Origin of the sequence: uncultured Amphritea sp., from assembly GCF_937127095.1 — a bacterium.
In the GTDB taxonomy this organism is placed as follows: Bacteria; Pseudomonadota; Gammaproteobacteria; order Pseudomonadales; family Balneatricaceae; genus Amphritea.
Window position 1 is genome coordinate 86,305 of record NZ_CAKZLP010000024.1, and the last position, 16,723, is coordinate 103,027.

The 16,723-nt window shown below is 52.8% G+C and carries 16 protein-coding genes; 6 read left to right on the plus strand and 10 right to left on the minus strand.

The window, feature by feature from the left end; translation table 11 throughout:
- Positions 1 to 33: 33 nt before the first annotated feature.
- Complete coding sequence (locus Q0499_RS06280; protein WP_299197351.1) at positions 34 to 933, minus strand: CysB family HTH-type transcriptional regulator; 900 nt, start codon at positions 931 to 933, stop codon at positions 34 to 36.
- Between the two features lie 249 nt (positions 934 to 1,182).
- Here Q0499_RS06280 and Q0499_RS06285 point away from each other — a divergent pair, with 249 nt between their 5' ends.
- Entirely contained in the window at positions 1,183 to 2,952 is a 1,770-nt protein-coding gene (locus tag Q0499_RS06285; protein ID WP_299197352.1) for an SLC13 family permease, read from the plus strand.
- Positions 2,953 to 3,140: 188 nt separating this feature from the next.
- Here Q0499_RS06285 and Q0499_RS06290 read toward each other — a convergent pair whose 3' ends face one another.
- On the minus strand, positions 3,141 to 4,385 hold the full coding sequence (locus Q0499_RS06290) for a methyltransferase (RefSeq protein ID WP_299197353.1): 1,245 nt from the start codon (positions 4,383 to 4,385) through the stop codon (positions 3,141 to 3,143).
- Between the two features lie 148 nt (positions 4,386 to 4,533).
- On the opposite strand from Q0499_RS06290, the gene Q0499_RS06295 reads away from it, so the two are divergent.
- The gene (locus tag Q0499_RS06295) at positions 4,534 to 5,325 is read left to right on the plus strand and encodes a UDP-2,3-diacylglucosamine diphosphatase (RefSeq protein WP_299197354.1); all 792 of its coding nucleotides are present in this window, start codon (positions 4,534 to 4,536) and stop codon (positions 5,323 to 5,325) included.
- 14 nt (positions 5,326 to 5,339) lie between these two features.
- On the opposite strand, the gene Q0499_RS06300 is transcribed toward Q0499_RS06295, so the two are convergent.
- Complete coding sequence (locus Q0499_RS06300; protein WP_299197356.1) at positions 5,340 to 6,659, minus strand: HD domain-containing phosphohydrolase; 1,320 nt, start codon at positions 6,657 to 6,659, stop codon at positions 5,340 to 5,342.
- Between the two features lie 214 nt (positions 6,660 to 6,873).
- Between Q0499_RS06300 and Q0499_RS06305 the strand changes: the two genes are divergently transcribed.
- Together Q0499_RS06305 and Q0499_RS06310 are read left to right on the plus strand one after the other, a co-directional pair.
- Positions 6,874 to 7,086, plus strand: coding sequence for a (2Fe-2S)-binding protein (locus Q0499_RS06305; protein WP_299197357.1), 213 nt, complete (start codon positions 6,874 to 6,876; stop codon positions 7,084 to 7,086).
- 39 nt (positions 7,087 to 7,125) lie between these two features.
- A complete protein-coding gene (locus Q0499_RS06310) occupies positions 7,126 to 7,395 on the plus strand; it encodes a hypothetical protein (RefSeq protein WP_299197359.1) in 270 nt (89 codons plus the stop codon).
- Here Q0499_RS06310 and Q0499_RS06315 read toward each other — a convergent pair.
- The gene (locus tag Q0499_RS06315) at positions 7,392 to 8,270 is read right to left on the minus strand and encodes a LysR family transcriptional regulator (RefSeq protein ID WP_299197360.1); all 879 of its coding nucleotides are present in this window, start codon (positions 8,268 to 8,270) and stop codon (positions 7,392 to 7,394) included. The two genes, Q0499_RS06310 and Q0499_RS06315, sit on opposite strands and share 4 nt — an antisense overlap.
- 244 nt (positions 8,271 to 8,514) lie before the next feature.
- Here Q0499_RS06315 and Q0499_RS06320 point away from each other — a divergent pair, with 244 nt between their 5' ends.
- On the plus strand, positions 8,515 to 8,964 hold the full coding sequence (locus tag Q0499_RS06320) for a thioesterase family protein (RefSeq protein WP_299197362.1): 450 nt from the start codon (positions 8,515 to 8,517) through the stop codon (positions 8,962 to 8,964).
- Positions 8,965 to 9,072: 108 nt separating this feature from the next.
- Here the strand turns inward: Q0499_RS06320 and Q0499_RS06325 are convergent, their stop codons facing one another.
- Positions 9,073 to 9,939, minus strand: a complete 867-nt coding sequence (locus Q0499_RS06325; protein WP_299197364.1) for a LysR family transcriptional regulator — start codon at positions 9,937 to 9,939, stop codon at positions 9,073 to 9,075.
- Positions 9,940 to 10,075: 136 nt separating this feature from the next.
- On the opposite strand from Q0499_RS06325, the gene Q0499_RS06330 reads away from it, so the two are divergent.
- Positions 10,076 to 10,717 carry a glutathione S-transferase family protein gene (locus Q0499_RS06330; RefSeq protein WP_299197366.1) on the plus strand — a complete coding sequence of 214 codons (642 nt, stop codon included), beginning with the start codon at positions 10,076 to 10,078 and terminating at the stop codon, positions 10,715 to 10,717.
- 155 nt (positions 10,718 to 10,872) lie between these two features.
- Here Q0499_RS06330 and fba read toward each other — a convergent pair whose 3' ends face one another.
- From fba to Q0499_RS06355, 5 genes are all read right to left on the minus strand, one after another.
- Complete coding sequence (gene fba / locus Q0499_RS06335; RefSeq protein WP_299197368.1) at positions 10,873 to 11,913, minus strand: class II fructose-bisphosphate aldolase; 1,041 nt, start codon at positions 11,911 to 11,913, stop codon at positions 10,873 to 10,875.
- Positions 11,914 to 12,128: 215 nt separating this feature from the next.
- Complete coding sequence (locus Q0499_RS06340) at positions 12,129 to 13,289, minus strand: phosphoglycerate kinase (RefSeq protein ID WP_299197371.1); 1,161 nt, start codon at positions 13,287 to 13,289, stop codon at positions 12,129 to 12,131.
- A gap of 88 nt (positions 13,290 to 13,377) precedes the next feature.
- Positions 13,378 to 14,394 carry a glyceraldehyde 3-phosphate dehydrogenase NAD-binding domain-containing protein gene (locus Q0499_RS06345; RefSeq protein WP_299197372.1) on the minus strand — a complete coding sequence of 339 codons (1,017 nt, stop codon included), beginning with the start codon at positions 14,392 to 14,394 and terminating at the stop codon, positions 13,378 to 13,380.
- Positions 14,395 to 14,453: 59 nt separating this feature from the next.
- The gene (gene tkt, locus Q0499_RS06350) at positions 14,454 to 16,448 is read right to left on the minus strand and encodes a transketolase (RefSeq protein ID WP_299197374.1); all 1,995 of its coding nucleotides are present in this window, start codon (positions 16,446 to 16,448) and stop codon (positions 14,454 to 14,456) included.
- 81 nt (positions 16,449 to 16,529) lie between these two features.
- The gene (locus Q0499_RS06355) at positions 16,530 to 16,709 is read right to left on the minus strand and encodes a hypothetical protein (RefSeq protein WP_299197376.1); all 180 of its coding nucleotides are present in this window, start codon (positions 16,707 to 16,709) and stop codon (positions 16,530 to 16,532) included.
- Positions 16,710 to 16,723 lie beyond the last annotated feature (14 nt).

Consider the following 16,723-nt stretch of genomic DNA (forward strand, 5'->3'; position numbering starts at 1 on the left):
GGCTCTCTTGTGTTATGTGACACTACGGCAGGCCTACAAGCCACCAACGGGCTTTACACTACAGAGCTGGATAAACCGATTAACATACTCGCGAAGAACCCGCCCTTTTTTCAAGGCGATAGAAGTAATATTCTCGTCAAACAGATGCGCTGTATCGAGCATTTGCAAAGTCTTATCGCGGTTCGGGTCGAACGCCATTGATGCGATAATACCGATACCCAGCCCGAGCTCAACATACGATTTAATCACATCAGCATCCAGGGCTGACATAACGATATCGGGCTCAATACCCTGTTGACTGAACGCTTTTTCCACCTTAGAACGCCCGGTGAAGCCCTCATGATAAGTAATGATCGGATAGCTTGCGATCTGCTTCAGATCCGGTTTTTCAAGCAGGGTTAACGGATGTTCCCGGGGGACGATGACTGAGTGATGCCAGCTATAGAGAGGAAATACCGTCAGTTCCTGCTCCTGATCCAGTGCTTCAGTGGCAATGCCGATATCCACTTTTCCACTACGCAGTAACTGTACGATTTCGTCAGGTCCCGACTGATAGAGTTTCAGGTGAACACGAGGGTACAATTTACGAAACTCTGAAATAATCGTCGGTAAAGTATAACGCGCCTGAGTATGTGTCGTGGCGATAGCCAGTTCACCCGTATCCTGTCCGTTATATTCATCAGCCAGCGTTTTCAGATTAGCGGTTTCCTGCAAAATACGCTCGACAATCACAGCCATCTCCTTACCTGGCTCGGTCAGGCCTAGCAGACGCTTACCCTTGCGTACATAAAGGTCCAGCCCAAGCTCATCCTCCAGATCTTTAAGATGTTTAGAAACGCCCGACTGCGAGGTAAAGAGCGCATTAGCGACGTTGGTCAGGTTAAAGTTTTGCCGAACCGTTTCGCGCACTATACGCAATTGCTGAAAGTTCATATTTCTCCCTATGCCTGCTCTATAAGCTGCTTTCACGGACACAAACTACCTCAGCCTCGACAACAGCAGTGGTATTAGTTGCAATAGCGGGTCATTTCCAATCCCGGGCGAGTGTTTGCAAGGCACAGCCCTGTAAACCACCCATTGCTTAGCATAAATTATAATATATAAATCTTATTTTAATATTATTTAGTTATTAGCCTGATTGATAAACTTGCTCTCTTATCAATTTATTTAAGGTATACAGGGATGGAATGGCAGGGCTGGTTATCACTCACTTTAATGGCGGCCTCATTACTGGCTCTAATGCTAACCCCTATCAAACCCTATCTGGTCATGATGGGGGTGCTGACGGTTTTAAGCCTGTGTGGCGTACTGGGAAGTGCGGATGCGTTAGCGGGATTCAGCAACTCGGGGCTGATTACTGTTGCAGCAATGTTCGTCGTTGCCTCAGGTATGCACGCCTCAGGCGCTGCTGACATGCTCGTCAATAAGGCGCTAGGATCTCCCCGAAAAGAACGTTCGGCACTGCTGCGCATCTTTGCCCCGGTCACCCTGCTAAGCGCATTTCTCAATAATACGCCGGTGGTAGCGACCATGATTCCGGCGATGCATACCTGGTCACGCAAAATAGGCATCGCGCCATCAAAACTGATGATTCCCCTGAGCTACTGCGCCATACTGGGCGGAACCCTGACGCTAATTGGCACCAGTACTAACCTGATTGTCAACGCGCAGTATCAAACACTAACAGGCAACGAGGGCTTTAGCCTGTTCGCCCTGACATCCATCAGCCTGCCGGTCGCCATCATCGGTCTCACTTTCATCTGGGTGTTTTTCCCTCGCTGGCTACCTGATCGCCAAAGCCAGTCAGCCTTTGCCGATCTGCGCGAATTTACGCTTGAAGTCACCGTTGCACCGGACGGACCGTTGGTTGGCAAAAGTATTGATGCAGCAGGGCTTAGGCGTCTGGAGAAGATCTATCTGGTAGAGATCGAGCGGGATAAAAGCGTTCTGGCGGCGGTCTCTTCTGAAGAGCTGTTGCGGGGCAACGATCGTCTGGTTTTTGCCGGTAATACTGAGTCAATATCCGACCTGCTTCGCATTCAGGGCATTGTGCCTTCAGCGGAGAACGGTCATTCACAGACACTGATGACCCAGCGGCCCGAGCGCTGCCTGGTTGAAGCCGTTGTCTCGCCGCACTGCGCTGCAGTTGGCCTGGCCATTCGTGACGCTCGCTTCCGCGATCGTTATGGCGCCGTCGTACTCGCCGTGGCGCGCAACGGCGAGCGTATCCGGGGCAACCTGAGCACTATCAAACTCGAAGCGGGTGACACCCTGCTATTGGAAGCACGGCCAGCCTTTATCAGTCGTCAACGCTATAACAAAGACTTCCTGCTGGTCAGCGACCTGAATACCGAAACACCACGGCACGGCCGTGCTATCCTGGCGTGGGCCATTCTGATCGGAGTGATTTCACTGGCAAGTTTTGGTGTCATCAGCATGCTCAACGCCTCACTGATAGGCGCTGCCCTCATGCTCGCCACCGGTTGCTGTTCAGTCAACCAGGCTGAACGTAGTCTGGATCTGGGGGTAATTCTGACCATTGCTGCTTCATTTGCGTTGGGCTCTGCATTGGAGAAGACCGGTGTCGCGGGATACCTGGCATCCAATATTATCGACCTCAGCGGTGGCCAGGGGTGGTTGCTGTTGATTCTGACTTACATCACCGTGTCACTACTGACCGAAGTGATAACCAACAACGCAGCAGCCATACTCATGCTGCCAATCGTGTTGCAGTTAACCGAGCAATCAGGATTAAACAGCGAGCCCTTCGTCTTCGCCATCATGATGGCCGCCTCAGCCAGCTTTGCAACGCCACTGGGCTATCAAACCAACCTGATGGTTTACGGCCCCGGCGGCTATCGCTTCATGGACTTCGTTCGTGTGGGTCTGCCCATGAATATAGTGGTAGGAGCTGCGACACTGACAATAATACTTCTGGGATCGCCTTTTTGAAGGCAGTAGCCAGACGTCGCTGCGCGACTTGTTAGTCGTTAGTAGCTAGAGAAAGCGGAAAGAAAAAAACATCAAGAGAAGAGAGCGGTGCGACTCCCACAATAGCAAAGATAAAACCAATGAGTCTCTTTGCTTTATGCTTTTTCGAGCAAGGGCGCAGCCCGTCTAGCCAGTCGCGAAGCGACGTTCTAGCAAGCAACGTGCTCTTCGTTGCGGTCTGATCGCGAGTGCAACGAGCGAATCTCCTTACGGGCAGACAGCATAATATTGCGTGGAGTGACTGTGCGGTCGCAGAAGGTGCCCAGTTCAACACGGTAGTCGTGAGCTTCCAGGTCGGCGACGAGATCCAGCACCAGCCAGAGCTCGATGGCACGACGAAAGCAGTTACGCAGCAACGATAAGCGCATCACTTCACCATAGCGTTGCCAGCCCAGTGCTTCCGCTTCTGCCCACTGGGTTTGCACTGGCAGTTGCAGCTGTTCGCGTTCAGCCAGTGTGTGACAAAATTCGCTATAACTGAGCTGCAGCCACGCTTTTTGCACCGGTTTCATGGTGCGATACTGGTCGCTACCCAGCACCCGGTTGCGCAGTTCAACAAAGCCCAGTTTCCAGGCCATCTCCCGGTCGCGACTGATCACTTCCCGCTGTCCGGCAGTGACCGTTTCGGTGACCGCCAGACGCAGGTCATCCCGACTGAGTTGCAGTGATAACCCTGCCGTTCTGGGTTGATAGTCATATTCAACGCCAAAGGCGTAACAGCAGGGCACGATATCCAGTGCTGCCAGATTCTGATCAATAGCGACCCGCTGCAAAGTACGATGCAGTTCACCGCAGGCATGCAGGGCGATGGCGTGATGTCCGCTCGCATCGAGTTGCAGCCCCGGCTGTAACAGATCGATCGCTTTAAATGATTGAAAAATACCGAAACGCTGGGCCTGCTGCGCCCCCATATAGCAGAGATCACTGTTCCACTCTAAGGTGGTCACCGGTTGCTGCCAGCTTAGCCCTAACAGTCGACCCAGATGCCCTTTGCCACCGCACCACTCTAACAGTGGCGACCGCACCGGCCCGATGCCCCGGGCAAAGGCTTCGATCTGGGTGCGCTTGCGTCCCGGCATGCCATCAAAAAAGCGGTTATCCGGCGGCAGGTATTCAGCGGGGGTGCGCTCAGGTAAACGGCATAACAGATCCAGAGATGAGAGCTGCGGCAGGTAACGACCGATCCAGTCCAGCAGCACAATCGGATCATTGTTGAGAAACTGCAGTTGCTGATCATCCAGCGTCAGCAGCGCTTCGGTGAGTTCAGGATAATCCCCACACCATTCCGGGCGGCCCTGTTTAAACGGCTGCGGCCGCCACAGAGATGCCGTGGCAACAAGCTGCTGATCAAGCTGCTGTAATCGCTGGCGCCAGTATGTGGGTGATGTTGTCATGGCGCTATTCTAATCGCCTGCGCTGTTCCGACATAGATCTTTCGAAGGGTTTATCCACAGCCTACTGTCACCATCTGTTCATCTTTTTTAAAGGCCACTGTCATTTTCAGCCGCCATACTGCCCCTAAACTGATTGATGGACAGTGATATGCAGAATATCCACACCATGTTTATCTCAGATGTGCATCTGGGAACCCCGGATTGCCAGGCAAAGCTCCTGAGCGAGGCCCTGACCCAACTCGCGCCGAAAAAGCTTTATCTGGTGGGCGATATTATCGATCTGGCGGCGATGCGCAAAAAAGCGGTGCTGCCGCAGGATCAGCAACTGCTTATCGGCCAGTTCTGGCAGATGGCAAAAGATGGCTGTGAGATTATCTATATCCCCGGCAATCATGATGCGCCGATGCGTAAGATCTGTGGTTTAAAGCTGGGCAAACTGCAGATTCGGCGTAAGGCGATTCACAAAACTCGCGATGGTCGCCGCTTTTTAGTATCCCATGGTGATGAGTTCGATAGCCATGTACGCATCCACCCACTGATGCTGCTATTGGGCGACCAGGGGCATCAGTTGCTACTCTGGCTGAATCGCAGCTATAACAAACTGCGCCTGTGGCTGAATATGCCCTACCGTTCGCTGGCGGGCATGATCAAACAACGCTTCAGTACCGCACAGCGCTATATCGAACATTTTCAGCAGGCCGCCTGCACGGAAGCCAGCCGACAATCACTGGATGGCTATATCGGCGGTCATATTCATCAGGCGGGGTTTACTCATCTGAAAGGTGCGCTCTACTGCAACGACGGAGACTGGGTTGAGCACTGCACCGCTCTGGTGGAAACCGACAGCGGAAAACTGCAGCTTCTGGAATGGCCCACGATGAAGGTGGTTACCGAGCCATCTCCGCCGCTGCGACTCTCAGGTGAACGGGTGCACACATAATTCGCTGTTTATAGTTATTCGATAAACAGATGAAAATATTCGGAAAAGTTGTATTCCAGGTCTCTGATCCGATCAATGGTGCGCTGATCAAGCACCTCGCCATGCCCCAATAATAAAACGCCGTCGTGGCTGATCAGATCCCGGGTCAGCGTCATACCCGGTTTCAGATCCATACTCGAAACCCGCTTATCTTTGTAGAGGTCGGTGATCGGTTTAAGATCATTCATCACCGCTTCCAGCGCATTCACGACATCCTGATTATAACGTTCCGGCGCTCTGTCCCGCATAAAAACCAGTGTTTCTGCAGCACTCAGCTGACGATGATCGTAACGCCCGGAGGTTAGTTCGGTGTAGTCATTCAATACGGTCAGTATCTGCGCGGCGGGCTCAATCTGGGCCCCTTTCAGCCCCAGAGGATAACCACTGCCATCGAGATACTCTTTATGTTGCCGCACCAGTGTCGCGGCCCGGTCCAGAGGACGAACGATAGTCATGGCAGTGTAGGCATTATCCGGGTGACGCTGAAACTCACGCTGATCTTCCGGGCGTAAATTCAGATAGGGGGTTGCAAGCAGATGATCACTGAAGCTCAGCTTACCCACATTTCTCAGCATCCAGGCCATTGTCAGGTGTTTACGATCGGCTTCATCCAAACCACACTTTTCCCCCAACAGACTCACCATCTGGTTTAGCCGCTGGTTTAACCCACTGACTTTTTGTCCCATTCGCCGCAGTGTCAGGTTGGAAAACATGCGTACTATCTGCCGATAGCCATCGGCCAGTTGCTGGTTGGCTTCGTCTAACTGCTTGCGGGACTGACTAATTTTTTCCCCATCGGCCTGCACCCGCTCGACCAGTTTCTTTTGCCGTAAGATAAACTGCTGGCGTTGCGCATCAAAATCCTGATGCAGGTCCCGGCGAAGATCCTGCAACTCCTGTTTTAACCGGGCAACCCGCAACGCCTGGCGCATCCGGTAGCCGAGGATCTGCGGATCCGAGGGAAACTGAATATAGTGATGTACCAGACCATCGGCAGCCACCTGCCCCGCCGGTTCATACTGGCAATCCACAGTGAGTAAAAAGCCTTCCAGCTGCGGATTCAGCTCCATTAACTGCTGTAACCGGCTGTGAGCCAGCGGCTCATCAGCACGCTGATCCAGCACCACTATATGAACCGTCTGCGACTCAATCAAAGCCTTGGCCTGATCCATGCCTTCCGCAAGCAACAGGGTGGTCGGAACACTATCCATGGCATTATCCAGAACCCCTTCAAGCAGTTTCACGTCATCGTTATCCAATGCGATAAACAGAATTACTGTCGCATCTGTACCCATCAGGCATCCTCAGTTTCTAGTTCGGTCAGCTTTGGTAAAAACGATGGTGCATGTTTGGCGTGCTCTTACGCTAAGCTGTTAGTTCAAGTTGTTAGTTCAAGCTATTACGTTAAACTGACTCATGCAGACCAACACTATATTTCATCTGCAACGCTGCTGTTAACGCCCTGCTATGGTTATTGTAGTCACTTCAGAAACTAAAAGGATAATCAGAATGGGTACTCCTACTCCCCGGGCCGGTTTTGACGCTGCTGATACCTGGGTCTGTGCCTGTAGACATATCCGCCGGCAGGCGTTTATTGAGACTGTCAAACAACAGCAGCTCACCACTATCGATGCGGTGAGGCAAGTGACTGCGATCAACACCTCCTGCGGCATCTGTTATGAAACGGTGCAATCCCTGCTGGATGAGATAAATGGCAGTTGAGTTAAAAGTAGTTGAGTTAATGGCTAATCAAAATCCAACATGCCCTGGCGCCTGTGCTATGCTCAGCGGATGAGCGAATATATCCCTATCCTGTGTGCCCTGCATGACAGCTACGAGTTGGCCTGCCTGCGCAATCTTGTTGACCTGGTTATCTGGCAGGACGGTGACGGTCATATCCTGCGGAAAAAACTCCGTTATCTCACCATCGATATCCGCAGCGGTGAAGAGTTTCTGCTGGCCGCCGATGAAAACGGCACACAACTGCGCATCCGCCTGGATATGATTCAATCCACACCGCCGGGTTGCTAACCTGCTTTAAGCGCGCCGCGCCAACTGTCCCGGGCAGCAAACACCGTAAACAGCTGTACCATCTCCTGATCCGAATGTTCCCGCCAGACACAGGCCACAGTACGTGTCAGACCAAAATCAGAGATCGGTATACTGACCGTTCCCGGTTCGGTCACGGTTTCCGCCAGAATCGCCGCCGCCAGATTATTACGCACCATGGTCAGCGCCCATGAGTCATTGTCGGTGCGGCAGGTGATCCGCGGTTGCGCCTGTTCGGCGAGAAAAACTCGCTTGCCTTCATGCAACACTTCACAGTTTTTGCGCAGCACCATCGGCAAGCCATGCAGATCAGAGAGACGGACGCTGGCGCGATTAGCCAGATCATGCTGCCGGGACACCATCAGCTGAAAGCGCTCCTGATAAAGCGGTAACTGGGTTTGCGAAAAGTCATCGCCACCCATCGACGTCAGCAGCATATCCACCTTGCCCTGCCCCAGCTTATTTGCCAGTTCTACTTTGCTACCGGTCTGCAGATGCAGTTCCGTTTCCGGATAGGTGGTATGAAACTCATACAACAGTGCGTTGATCGGCGGTGTATTCAGCGTATCCAGCATCCCTATTCTTAACTGCCGGGGCCGGGGTGCACTCATCAGCTCACTTTTAGCCGCGCTGCATTCCGCCAGAATCGAGAAGGCCCGATCTCTGAAACGCGACCCCGCTGGCGTCAGGGTGACCTGCTTATGGCTTCGGTGCAACAGTTCAACGCCCAGCTCCTCCTCCAGGGTTTTTATCGCCGCGGACAACGCAGGCTGGGTAACAAACATCTTCTCCGCCGCCTTGGTGAAGCTGCCGGTTTCCTGAACCGCGAGAAAGTAACGAATCTGGCGAATCTCCATTTATTGTTTGCTCCTATAAGTAAATCTTAAAGCAGATTTTCAATTCAGCTTAACCCGGTTGATCGTCGTTGAGAAATCATAACGTTTCATCAGAAATATAACTTAAATTTATAGACTACATAATAATTAAAGATTTTACTTATCCAGCAGATTAAATCTAAATAGACCTGCAGCGGTAGTGTTAGCGCAACAAATTGATCATAACTCCGTGACAACGCCGGAGTGACAGACAGGCATAAATAAGATGAGTAGTGAGATTCTGCAACGCTTCCCAATAAAGATGGAGATCCCGATCGCCTGGGGCGATATGGATGCCTTCCAACATGTCAATAATCTGGTATATCTGCGCTGGTTTGAAAGCGCCCGAATCGCATATTTTCGTAGCTGTGACTTTACCAAGGTGATGCAGGAAACTGATGTCGGGCCGATTCTGCGTGACAGCCGCATTCGCTATCGAATTCCGCTGACATTTCCCGGCAGCATCATATCAGCCTGTCGGGTGACCCGCCTGGAACATGACCGCTTTACCATGGAACATCTGATCTGGAGCCCGGAGCATAACGCGGTTGCCGCAGAGGGCGAAGGCACTATCGTCTGCGTTAATTACAGCAAGAATAGTAAGGCAGAGGTCCCTCTGCTCTATCGCCAGCGGATTATAGAGCTGGAACCCATCACCCCTGAGATTTTTGACTAACGGCCAGCTGCAACCGTTAGACCGTTCAGCCCATGAAGCAACGCCTGCTGTTGCTTCATCACTTTCGCTGGCCCTCTCGGGGGCCAGATTTTTTTATCTTACTGCGACTCATTGTACGGACGGCTGGAGTTGCTGTGCTGTGCTTTGTGCCAGCCTTACAATCCGGTCTGAACCTACATCCGGGTGGTGCCGGGCGGCGGACTGTAACACGATCTCCACTGTGGGCAGATCAGGCAGACCAAAGCTCGCGGGCACCCGATACAGATCTGCAGGTACGCAACAGGATGACAGCGTGGTAACCGCCTCTCCCCGTCTCACCAGTTCAATCAGCAGAGCACAGTTGCCACTGATACAGCTCACCTCAAAGGGGCGTCCCTGTTTAATCAGGCCATCCACCGCCGTGCTGTGAAACTTACAGTCAGGCTCGACCAGTGCCAACCGGATAGTCCGGTCAGAACTGACAAAATCAGCCGCCGGGGCAACCCATACCCCTTTGTCCTGCAGTAGCAGATAGCCCTCTTCCCGGTCCGGGCGACGGGTGAGAATCGACAGATCCAGCTCGCCCTTATCGATTAGTTCGCGCAGCTGCGCCGATGAACCGGTTCGCACCTGTACCTGCAGGCCCGGCAACTGAGCTTGAATCTCAGACAACAACTGCGGTAACACCCCGGTGACATAATCATCAGGACAGCCCAGCAACAGCGGACGGGATTCACCTTCGGCCCCCAGCACCCCCAGCGCTTCATCGTGTAGCTTCATTATCCGGCGGGCATAGCTCACCAGCTTCAGCCCTTCATCGGTCAGTTGCAGCTCTCGCCCCTCTTTCAGGAACAGCCGTTTATTGAGCTGCTCCTCCAGACGTTTCATCTGCATACTCACCGCCGACTGGGTACGAAACACCTGTGCCGCCGCCCGGGTGAAGCTACCGGTATCCACGGCCGCAATAAAAGTACGGAGCAATTCATGATCAAGCATCAGCAGTATTCATACCTGTTATCAGATTTATTCGTTTGAGCGAGCCTCTATTTAGCGCCAGACTCAGGCCTAAATCAATCGGATGTTAAACATCTTAAATCAACCCATCAGACTCACGTAATAAAAGGATTTTGCTATGCAACTGGTTATTGGTAATCACAACTATTCAAGCTGGTCTCTACGGGCCTGGCTGCTGCTGCGACAGTTCGAGCTGGAATTTGACACTGTTCGCGTCGCCCTCTTCACCCCCGGCTCAGCAGAAGTGATCAAGGGTTATAACCCGGCGGGGAAAGTCCCGGTGCTGCTGGATAACGGACTGACCGTCTGGGACTCCCTCTCTATCTGTGAATATATCAGCGAGCAGCACCTTGATGACAAAGGCTGGCCTGCAGAATTACGCCTCAGGGCTCACGCCCGCAGCAGCTGTGCCGAGATGCACACCGGTTTTATGGCGCTGCGTCACGCCCTGCCGATGAACTGCCGTCGCAGCATAGAAAACTTTATAATCTCAGCCGAAGTACAACAGGATATCGACCGGATCATCCAGCTGTGGAGCGGCGCGCTGAATCTGAGTGCATCCGAAAAATTCCTCTATGGGGAGTTCTCCATCGCCGATGCCTTCTATGCCCCGGTGGTGTACCGTCTGACCGGCTACGGCGTCAGCCTGCCTGAGCAACTACAAGCCTACTGCGACCGGGTACTGGCACTGCCCGCCTGTCAGGAATGGCTGAAGCTGGCACAGGAAGAGAGTGAGGTCATTGAGGAGGAAGAGGTTTGAACGACGTATCTGAAATCTACAGCTAGTTGTTAGACGCGCTCCGCTCTTGCGAGTAGCCAGAAAAAAACCGCCAATTGGCGGTTTTATATTTTTCTGGCAAGTCGCAAAGCGACGTCTAGCCGCTAGCGACCCGACTATAAAACGCTATCAGCGGTTTATAGTCCGTATGTATCTGCCATGCCTTCCAGTGAGATCGGCACAATCTTATCTGCATGACCGGCGGTGCCGAACGCTTCGTAGCGGGCAACACAGATCTCGCTCATCGCATCCATGGTCACCTTGAGGAATTTACGCGGGTCAAACTCAGATGGGTTCTGCGCCATGAAGCGGCGTACCGCGCCGGTGGATGCCAGACGCAGGTCAGTGTCGATGTTGACCTTACGCACACCGTGCTTAATACCCTCAACGATCTGCTCAACCGGCACACCGTAGGTCTCAGGGATCGCTCCACCGAACTCGTTGATGATCGCCAGCCACTCCTGTGGAACGGAAGAGGAGCCATGCATTACCAGGTGGGTGTTCGGGATACGCTCGTGGATCGCTTTAATCCGATCGATCGCCAGAATGTCACCGGTTGGCGGACGGGTAAACTTGTAAGCCCCGTGGGAGGTACCGCAGGCAATTGCCAGCGCATCAACACCGGTTTTAGCCACAAAGTCAGACGCTTCTTCAGGATCGGTCAACATCTGGTCGTGGGACAGAGTCCCCTCAGCGCCAACACCATCCTCTTCACCTGCCTGTCCGGTTTCCAGAGACCCCAGACAGCCCAGTTCACCCTCAACAGAAACACCGCACGCATGCGCCATCTCTACGGTACGACGGGTAACATCGACGTTGTACTCATAGTCAGAGGGTGTTTTGCCATCAGCCAACAGAGAACCATCCATCATCACGGAGGAGAAACCCATGGCGATAGAACGCTGACAGATCGCCGGCGAAGTGCCGTGATCCTGGTGCATACAGACAGGGATATGCGGAAACTCGGCAATCGCGGCCAGAATCATGTGACGCAGGAAGTTAGAACCCGCATATTTACGGGCACCGGCAGATGCCTGAACAATTACCGGCGAGTTGGTCTTGTCAGCCGCTTCCATGATGGCGCGCATCTGTTCCAGGTTGTTGACGTTAAATGCCGGGATACCGTAGTTATACTCTGCGGCATGATCCAGCAGCTGACGCATACTGATAAGAGCCATATCTTCACCTTTTAAAAAATTAAGCCGGATAGCGGCTGTAAATTCTAACGTAAGCAGCCGAATAGGTCAGCTGCTCTACTCTATATATATAAGCTTAAAGCGTTATGAGCGCAGAAAGTGCGCGGCAAAAGCTGACGAGAAAGCGGAGTTTACAGTTGTAAATGAGCATTTCTCGGTAACTTTTAACAAAGCAGTTTCAAGCGCAATAGCTTTAATTATGCCCGGGATTCAAGCATCGCTACAGCAGGCAACACCTTCCCTTCGACAAACTCCAGGAACGCGCCGCCGCCGGTAGAGATATACGAAACCTGTTCAGCGATACCGTACTTATCCACAGCGGCCAGAGTGTCACCACCGCCGGCGATAGAGAAACCTTTGTTTTCTGCAATCGCCAGAGAGAGTGTCTTAGTGCCTTCACCAAACTGATCAAACTCAAACACACCGACCGGGCCGTTCCAGATAATGGTGCCCGCTTCCTTCAGCAGTTCTGCCAGGTTGGCGGCAGACTGTGGACCGATATCCAGAATCATATCGTCCTCAGCAACATCATCCACCAGCTTAACCGTTGCAGTGGCTGTTTCGGCAAACTCAGTGGCCACAACAACATCCACCGGCAGCGGGATATTCACTTTTTCCATCAGCGCTTTTGCCGTTGGAATCAGATCATGTTCACACAGGGACTTACCCACCGGTTTGCCCGCCGCTGCGAGGAATGTATTGGCAATACCGCCACCCACAATCAGCTGATCAACTTTATCGGACAACGATTCCAGTACTGTCAGTTTAGTCGATACTTTTGAACCGCCAACAATCGCCGCCATAGGCCGGGCGGGATTACCCAGCGCCTTGGCCAGAGCATCCAGTTCGCCAGCCAGTAGCGGGCCAGCACAGGCAACCGGAGCAAACTTAGCCACACCGTGGGTTGAAGCCTGGGCGCGGTGAGCGGTACCAAACGCATCCATCACATAGATGTCGCACAGGGAAGCCATCTGCTTAGACAACGCTTCGTCATCTTTCTTCTCACCGACATTGAAGCGGACGTTTTCCAGTAACACAACATCGCCTTCAGCCACCTCGAAGCCGCCTGCCAGCCACTCTTTAAGCAGCGGCACTTCGCGACCGAGAAGCGTGCCCAGATGCTTAGCAACCGGCGCCAGAGAGCTGGCTTCATCATATTCGCCCTCAGTCGGACGGCCCAGATGAGACATCAACATCACCCGGGCACCGGCTTCCAGTGCAAATTTAATGGTGGGCAGCGATGCGCGGATACGGGCATCACTGGTGACCTTGCCATCCTTGACGGGCACATTGAGGTCTTCACGGATCAGGACGCGCTTGCCCTTCAGATCCAGTTCGGTCATTTTCAATACGCTCATAATGTTTCCTGCTCTTTAATATCTAAAATTAAAGATACCGCCTATATCAGGCCATACCTTTGGATTACGTTGCATGTGTTAGGTTCACTTACTTGCAGTTAAGCCACCCCTGCGCCACATCCAGCATGCGGTTGGCAAAGCCCCACTCATTATCAAACCAGCACATTAGCTTAATCATATTACCGCCACTGACGCGGGTCTGTGTGCCATCCACAACCCCGGAGCGGGAATCGCGGTTGAAGTCTACCGATGCATGCGCCTCTTCGGTATAGCCCAGTAGTCCCCTCAGCGGACCATCGGCCGCCGCACGCATTATCTGATTAACCTGTGCCGCGGTGGTCTCTTTGCTGACACTTAGCGAGATATCCAGCAGCGAGACATTGATCGTCGGCACCCGCACATGCAGGGATTCAAAACGCCCCGCCAGTTCAGGCAACAAACGATCAATACCGCGATTCAGTCCGGTATTCACCGGAATAATCGATTGCATAGCACTCCGCGTCAGTCGCAGGTCGGTCTGATGATAGCTGTCGATCACCGGCTGGTCATTCATCGCCGAGTGAATCGTAGTGGTTAAACCACTGATAATGCCCAGCTCCCGGTGTAATAGATCCAGAATTGGCACGATACAGTTGGTCGAACAGGAGCCTGCGGCAACGATGCTGTGCTCTGCCGCTAATAGCTGCTGGTTAAAGCCGTAGATAATCGTCGCATCGACATCACTGCCCGCGGGCTGAGAGAAGAGTAACTTTCTTGCGCCACTGTCCAGGTGTTGCTGGGCGGTCTGGCGATCACTAAATGAACCGGAACACTCCAGCACCAGATCAACGTCCATCGCCTGCCACGGCATCGCCGCAGACTCGGCTTCGTTAAGCACCCGGATAGCATCGCCATTAATCAGCAGCTCGCTGCCGTTATGCGACACCGGCATGGGAAAGCGCCCGTGCGTTGTATCGTACCGGGTCAGATAGGTGACCGTGTCGATATCAGACAGTTCGTTGATCGCGACAACCTGCAGCTGATCACGATAGCCACACTCATAGATCGCCCGCAGAACACTTTGTCCGATCCGGCCATAACCATTTATTGCAACCCGGTATGCCATACCACCTCGTTAAACAAAAAAGCCAACTGAATCAGCTGGCCTTTTTTATGCGCCTGACCTTAGAGAACAGACTTCACTTTTTCGACAACGTTTTCAACGGTAAAGCCGAACAGCTTAAACAACTCGCCCGCCGGAGCCGACTCACCAAAGGTGGTCATTCCGACAATCGCGCCGTTCAGTCCTACATACTTGTACCAGAAATCCGCCTGCGCTGCTTCAATAGCAACCCGGGCAGTGATCGTTGCAGGCAGCACAGCTTCACGGTAGGCCGCATCCTGCTTATCAAACAGATCAGTCGATGGCATAGAGACGACACGTACCTGTTTGCCTTCGGCTTCAAGGGCTGCGGCAGAGTCCATCGCCAGACCGACTTCAGAACCGGTAGCGATCAGGATCGCATCCGGAGTGCCAGCCGTATCACGCAGAATGTAACCACCGCGGGCGATATTCGCCAGTTGTTCTTCGGTACGTGGCTGATGCGGCAGGTTCTGACGGGAGAAGATCATCGCGGTCGGGCCATCGGCACGTTCCAGTGCAGACTTCCATGCTACGGCAGATTCGACCGCATCCGCAGGACGCCAGCAGCTCATATTCGGCGTGTGACGCAGGTTAGAGATCTGTTCAATCGGCTGATGGGTCGGGCCATCTTCACCCAGACCGATAGAGTCATGGGTATAAACATGGATTGCACGCAGTTTCATCAGCGCTGCCATCCGCAGTGCGTTACGGGCGTATTCCATAAACACCAGGAAGGTCGCACCGTAAGGGATAAAACCACCGTGCAATGAGATACCGTTCATGATGGCGGACATACCGAATTCACGCACACCGTAGAACAGGTAGTTGCCAGACGCGTCATCTTTAGTGACACCCTTACAACCCGACCAGAGTGTCAGGTTAGAACCGGCCAGGTCAGCAGAGCCGCCCATCAGTTCAGGCAGCAGCGGGCCGTAGGCATTCAGGGCATTCTGAGAGGCTTTACGGGAAGCGATGGTTTCGCCTTTATCCTGCAGCTCTTTGATATAGGCATCGGCTTTTTCAGAGAAATCAGCGGGCAGCTCACCGGTATAGCGACGGATCAGTTCGCGGGCTTCAGTCGGGTACGCTTTGCTGTACTCAGCAAAACGCTCTTCCCAGTCATTTTCCAGTACTGCGCCGCTTTCGAGGCCATTCCACTGGGCTGCGATATCTTCAGGGATAACAAAAGCTTCATGTTCCCAACCCAGCTGTTTACGGGCCAGAGCAATCTCTTCTTCACCCAGAGGCGCGCCGTGGCAATCCTCTTTACCCTGCTTGTTAGGCGAGCCAAAACCGATAATGGTTTTACAGCAGATCAGCGTTGGCTGATCTTCATTATCCTGTGCAGCTTCGATGGCAGCTTTAATCTGCTCAGCATCATGGCCATCAACCGCCGGGATTACCTGCCAGCCGTACGCTTCAAAGCGCTTAGGCGTATCATCGGTAAACCAGCCCTCAACTTCACCATCGATTGAGATACCGTTGTCATCGTAAAACGCGATCAGTTTGCCCAGACCCAGGGTGCCCGCCAGAGAACAGGCTTCGTGGGAGATACCTTCCATCAGGCAGCCATCACCCAGGAAGACATAGGTGTGGTGATCGATGATCTCATGACCTTCACGGTTAAACTGCGCTGCCAGAGATTTCTCAGCAATGGCAAAACCCACCGCATTGGTGATCCCCTGACCCAGTGGGCCGGTGGTGGTTTCAACACCCGGTGCATAACCGTATTCCGGGTGACCCGCTGTTTTGGAGTGCAGCTGACGGAAGTTTTTCAGATCATCAATTGAAAGATCATAACCGGTCAGGTGCAGCAGGCTGTAGATCAGCATTGAACCATGGCCGTTCGACAGCACAAAACGGTCGCGATCAAGCCAATGTGGATTCGCCGGATTATGTTTCAGGAAATCATTCCATAATACTTCAGCGATATCCGCCATCCCCATTGGTGCACCAGGGTGACCGGATTTAGCCTTTTGGACAGCATCCATACTGAGGGCACGAATTGCATTGGCAAGTTCTCTACGCGAGGACATTCATTCACTCCAGGGCCGAACAAGCCCAAGTTGAGATTAAAAAGTGTTTGCGGCTACCCGGTCATCTCTTTTGAAGATCACTCAGGCGGTGCACCGATAAAAATAGGCGGCTATTTTCTCGTAACCGTCCGCCAGCTTCAAACCTATTTCAGACAAATTTAATGAAAATGAGTCGTTTTCATCTAAAAAATTGAAAAATTCATCTAAAACAGGGATACCGCCCATGCAATCGAAGCGCAAGACGATTAAAATAGCTGACATTCTTATACCCGGGC

Bases quoted from the DNA above. Each gene is read 5' to 3' on its own strand.
- Q0499_RS06295 (WP_299197354.1), top strand. From the start codon at position 4,534: ATGCAGAATATCCACACCATGTTTATCTCAGATGTGCATCTGGGAACC.
- Q0499_RS06300 (WP_299197356.1), bottom strand. From the start codon at position 6,659: ATGGGTACAGATGCGACAGTAATTCTGTTTATCGCATTGGATAACGAT.
- Q0499_RS06325 (WP_299197364.1), bottom strand. From the start codon at position 9,939: ATGCTTGATCATGAATTGCTCCGTACTTTTATTGCGGCCGTGGATACC.
- Q0499_RS06340 (WP_299197371.1), bottom strand. From the start codon at position 13,289: ATGAGCGTATTGAAAATGACCGAACTGGATCTGAAGGGCAAGCGCGTC.
- Q0499_RS06320 (WP_299197362.1), top strand. From the start codon at position 8,515: ATGAGTAGTGAGATTCTGCAACGCTTCCCAATAAAGATGGAGATCCCG.
- Q0499_RS06315 (WP_299197360.1), bottom strand. From the start codon at position 8,270: ATGGAGATTCGCCAGATTCGTTACTTTCTCGCGGTTCAGGAAACCGGC.
- Q0499_RS06285 (WP_299197352.1), top strand. From the start codon at position 1,183: ATGGAATGGCAGGGCTGGTTATCACTCACTTTAATGGCGGCCTCATTA.
- fba (WP_299197368.1), bottom strand. From the start codon at position 11,913: ATGGCTCTTATCAGTATGCGTCAGCTGCTGGATCATGCCGCAGAGTAT.
- Q0499_RS06345 (WP_299197372.1), bottom strand. From the start codon at position 14,394: ATGGCATACCGGGTTGCAATAAATGGTTATGGCCGGATCGGACAAAGT.
- tkt (WP_299197374.1), bottom strand. From the start codon at position 16,448: ATGTCCTCGCGTAGAGAACTTGCCAATGCAATTCGTGCCCTCAGTATG.
- Q0499_RS06305 (WP_299197357.1), top strand. From the start codon at position 6,874: ATGGGTACTCCTACTCCCCGGGCCGGTTTTGACGCTGCTGATACCTGG.
- Q0499_RS06290 (WP_299197353.1), bottom strand. From the start codon at position 4,385: ATGACAACATCACCCACATACTGGCGCCAGCGATTACAGCAGCTTGAT.
- Q0499_RS06310 (WP_299197359.1), top strand. From the start codon at position 7,126: ATGCCCTGGCGCCTGTGCTATGCTCAGCGGATGAGCGAATATATCCCT.
- Q0499_RS06355 (WP_299197376.1), bottom strand. From the start codon at position 16,709: ATGTCAGCTATTTTAATCGTCTTGCGCTTCGATTGCATGGGCGGTATC.
- Q0499_RS06330 (WP_299197366.1), top strand. From the start codon at position 10,076: ATGCAACTGGTTATTGGTAATCACAACTATTCAAGCTGGTCTCTACGG.
- Q0499_RS06280 (WP_299197351.1), bottom strand. From the start codon at position 933: ATGAACTTTCAGCAATTGCGTATAGTGCGCGAAACGGTTCGGCAAAAC.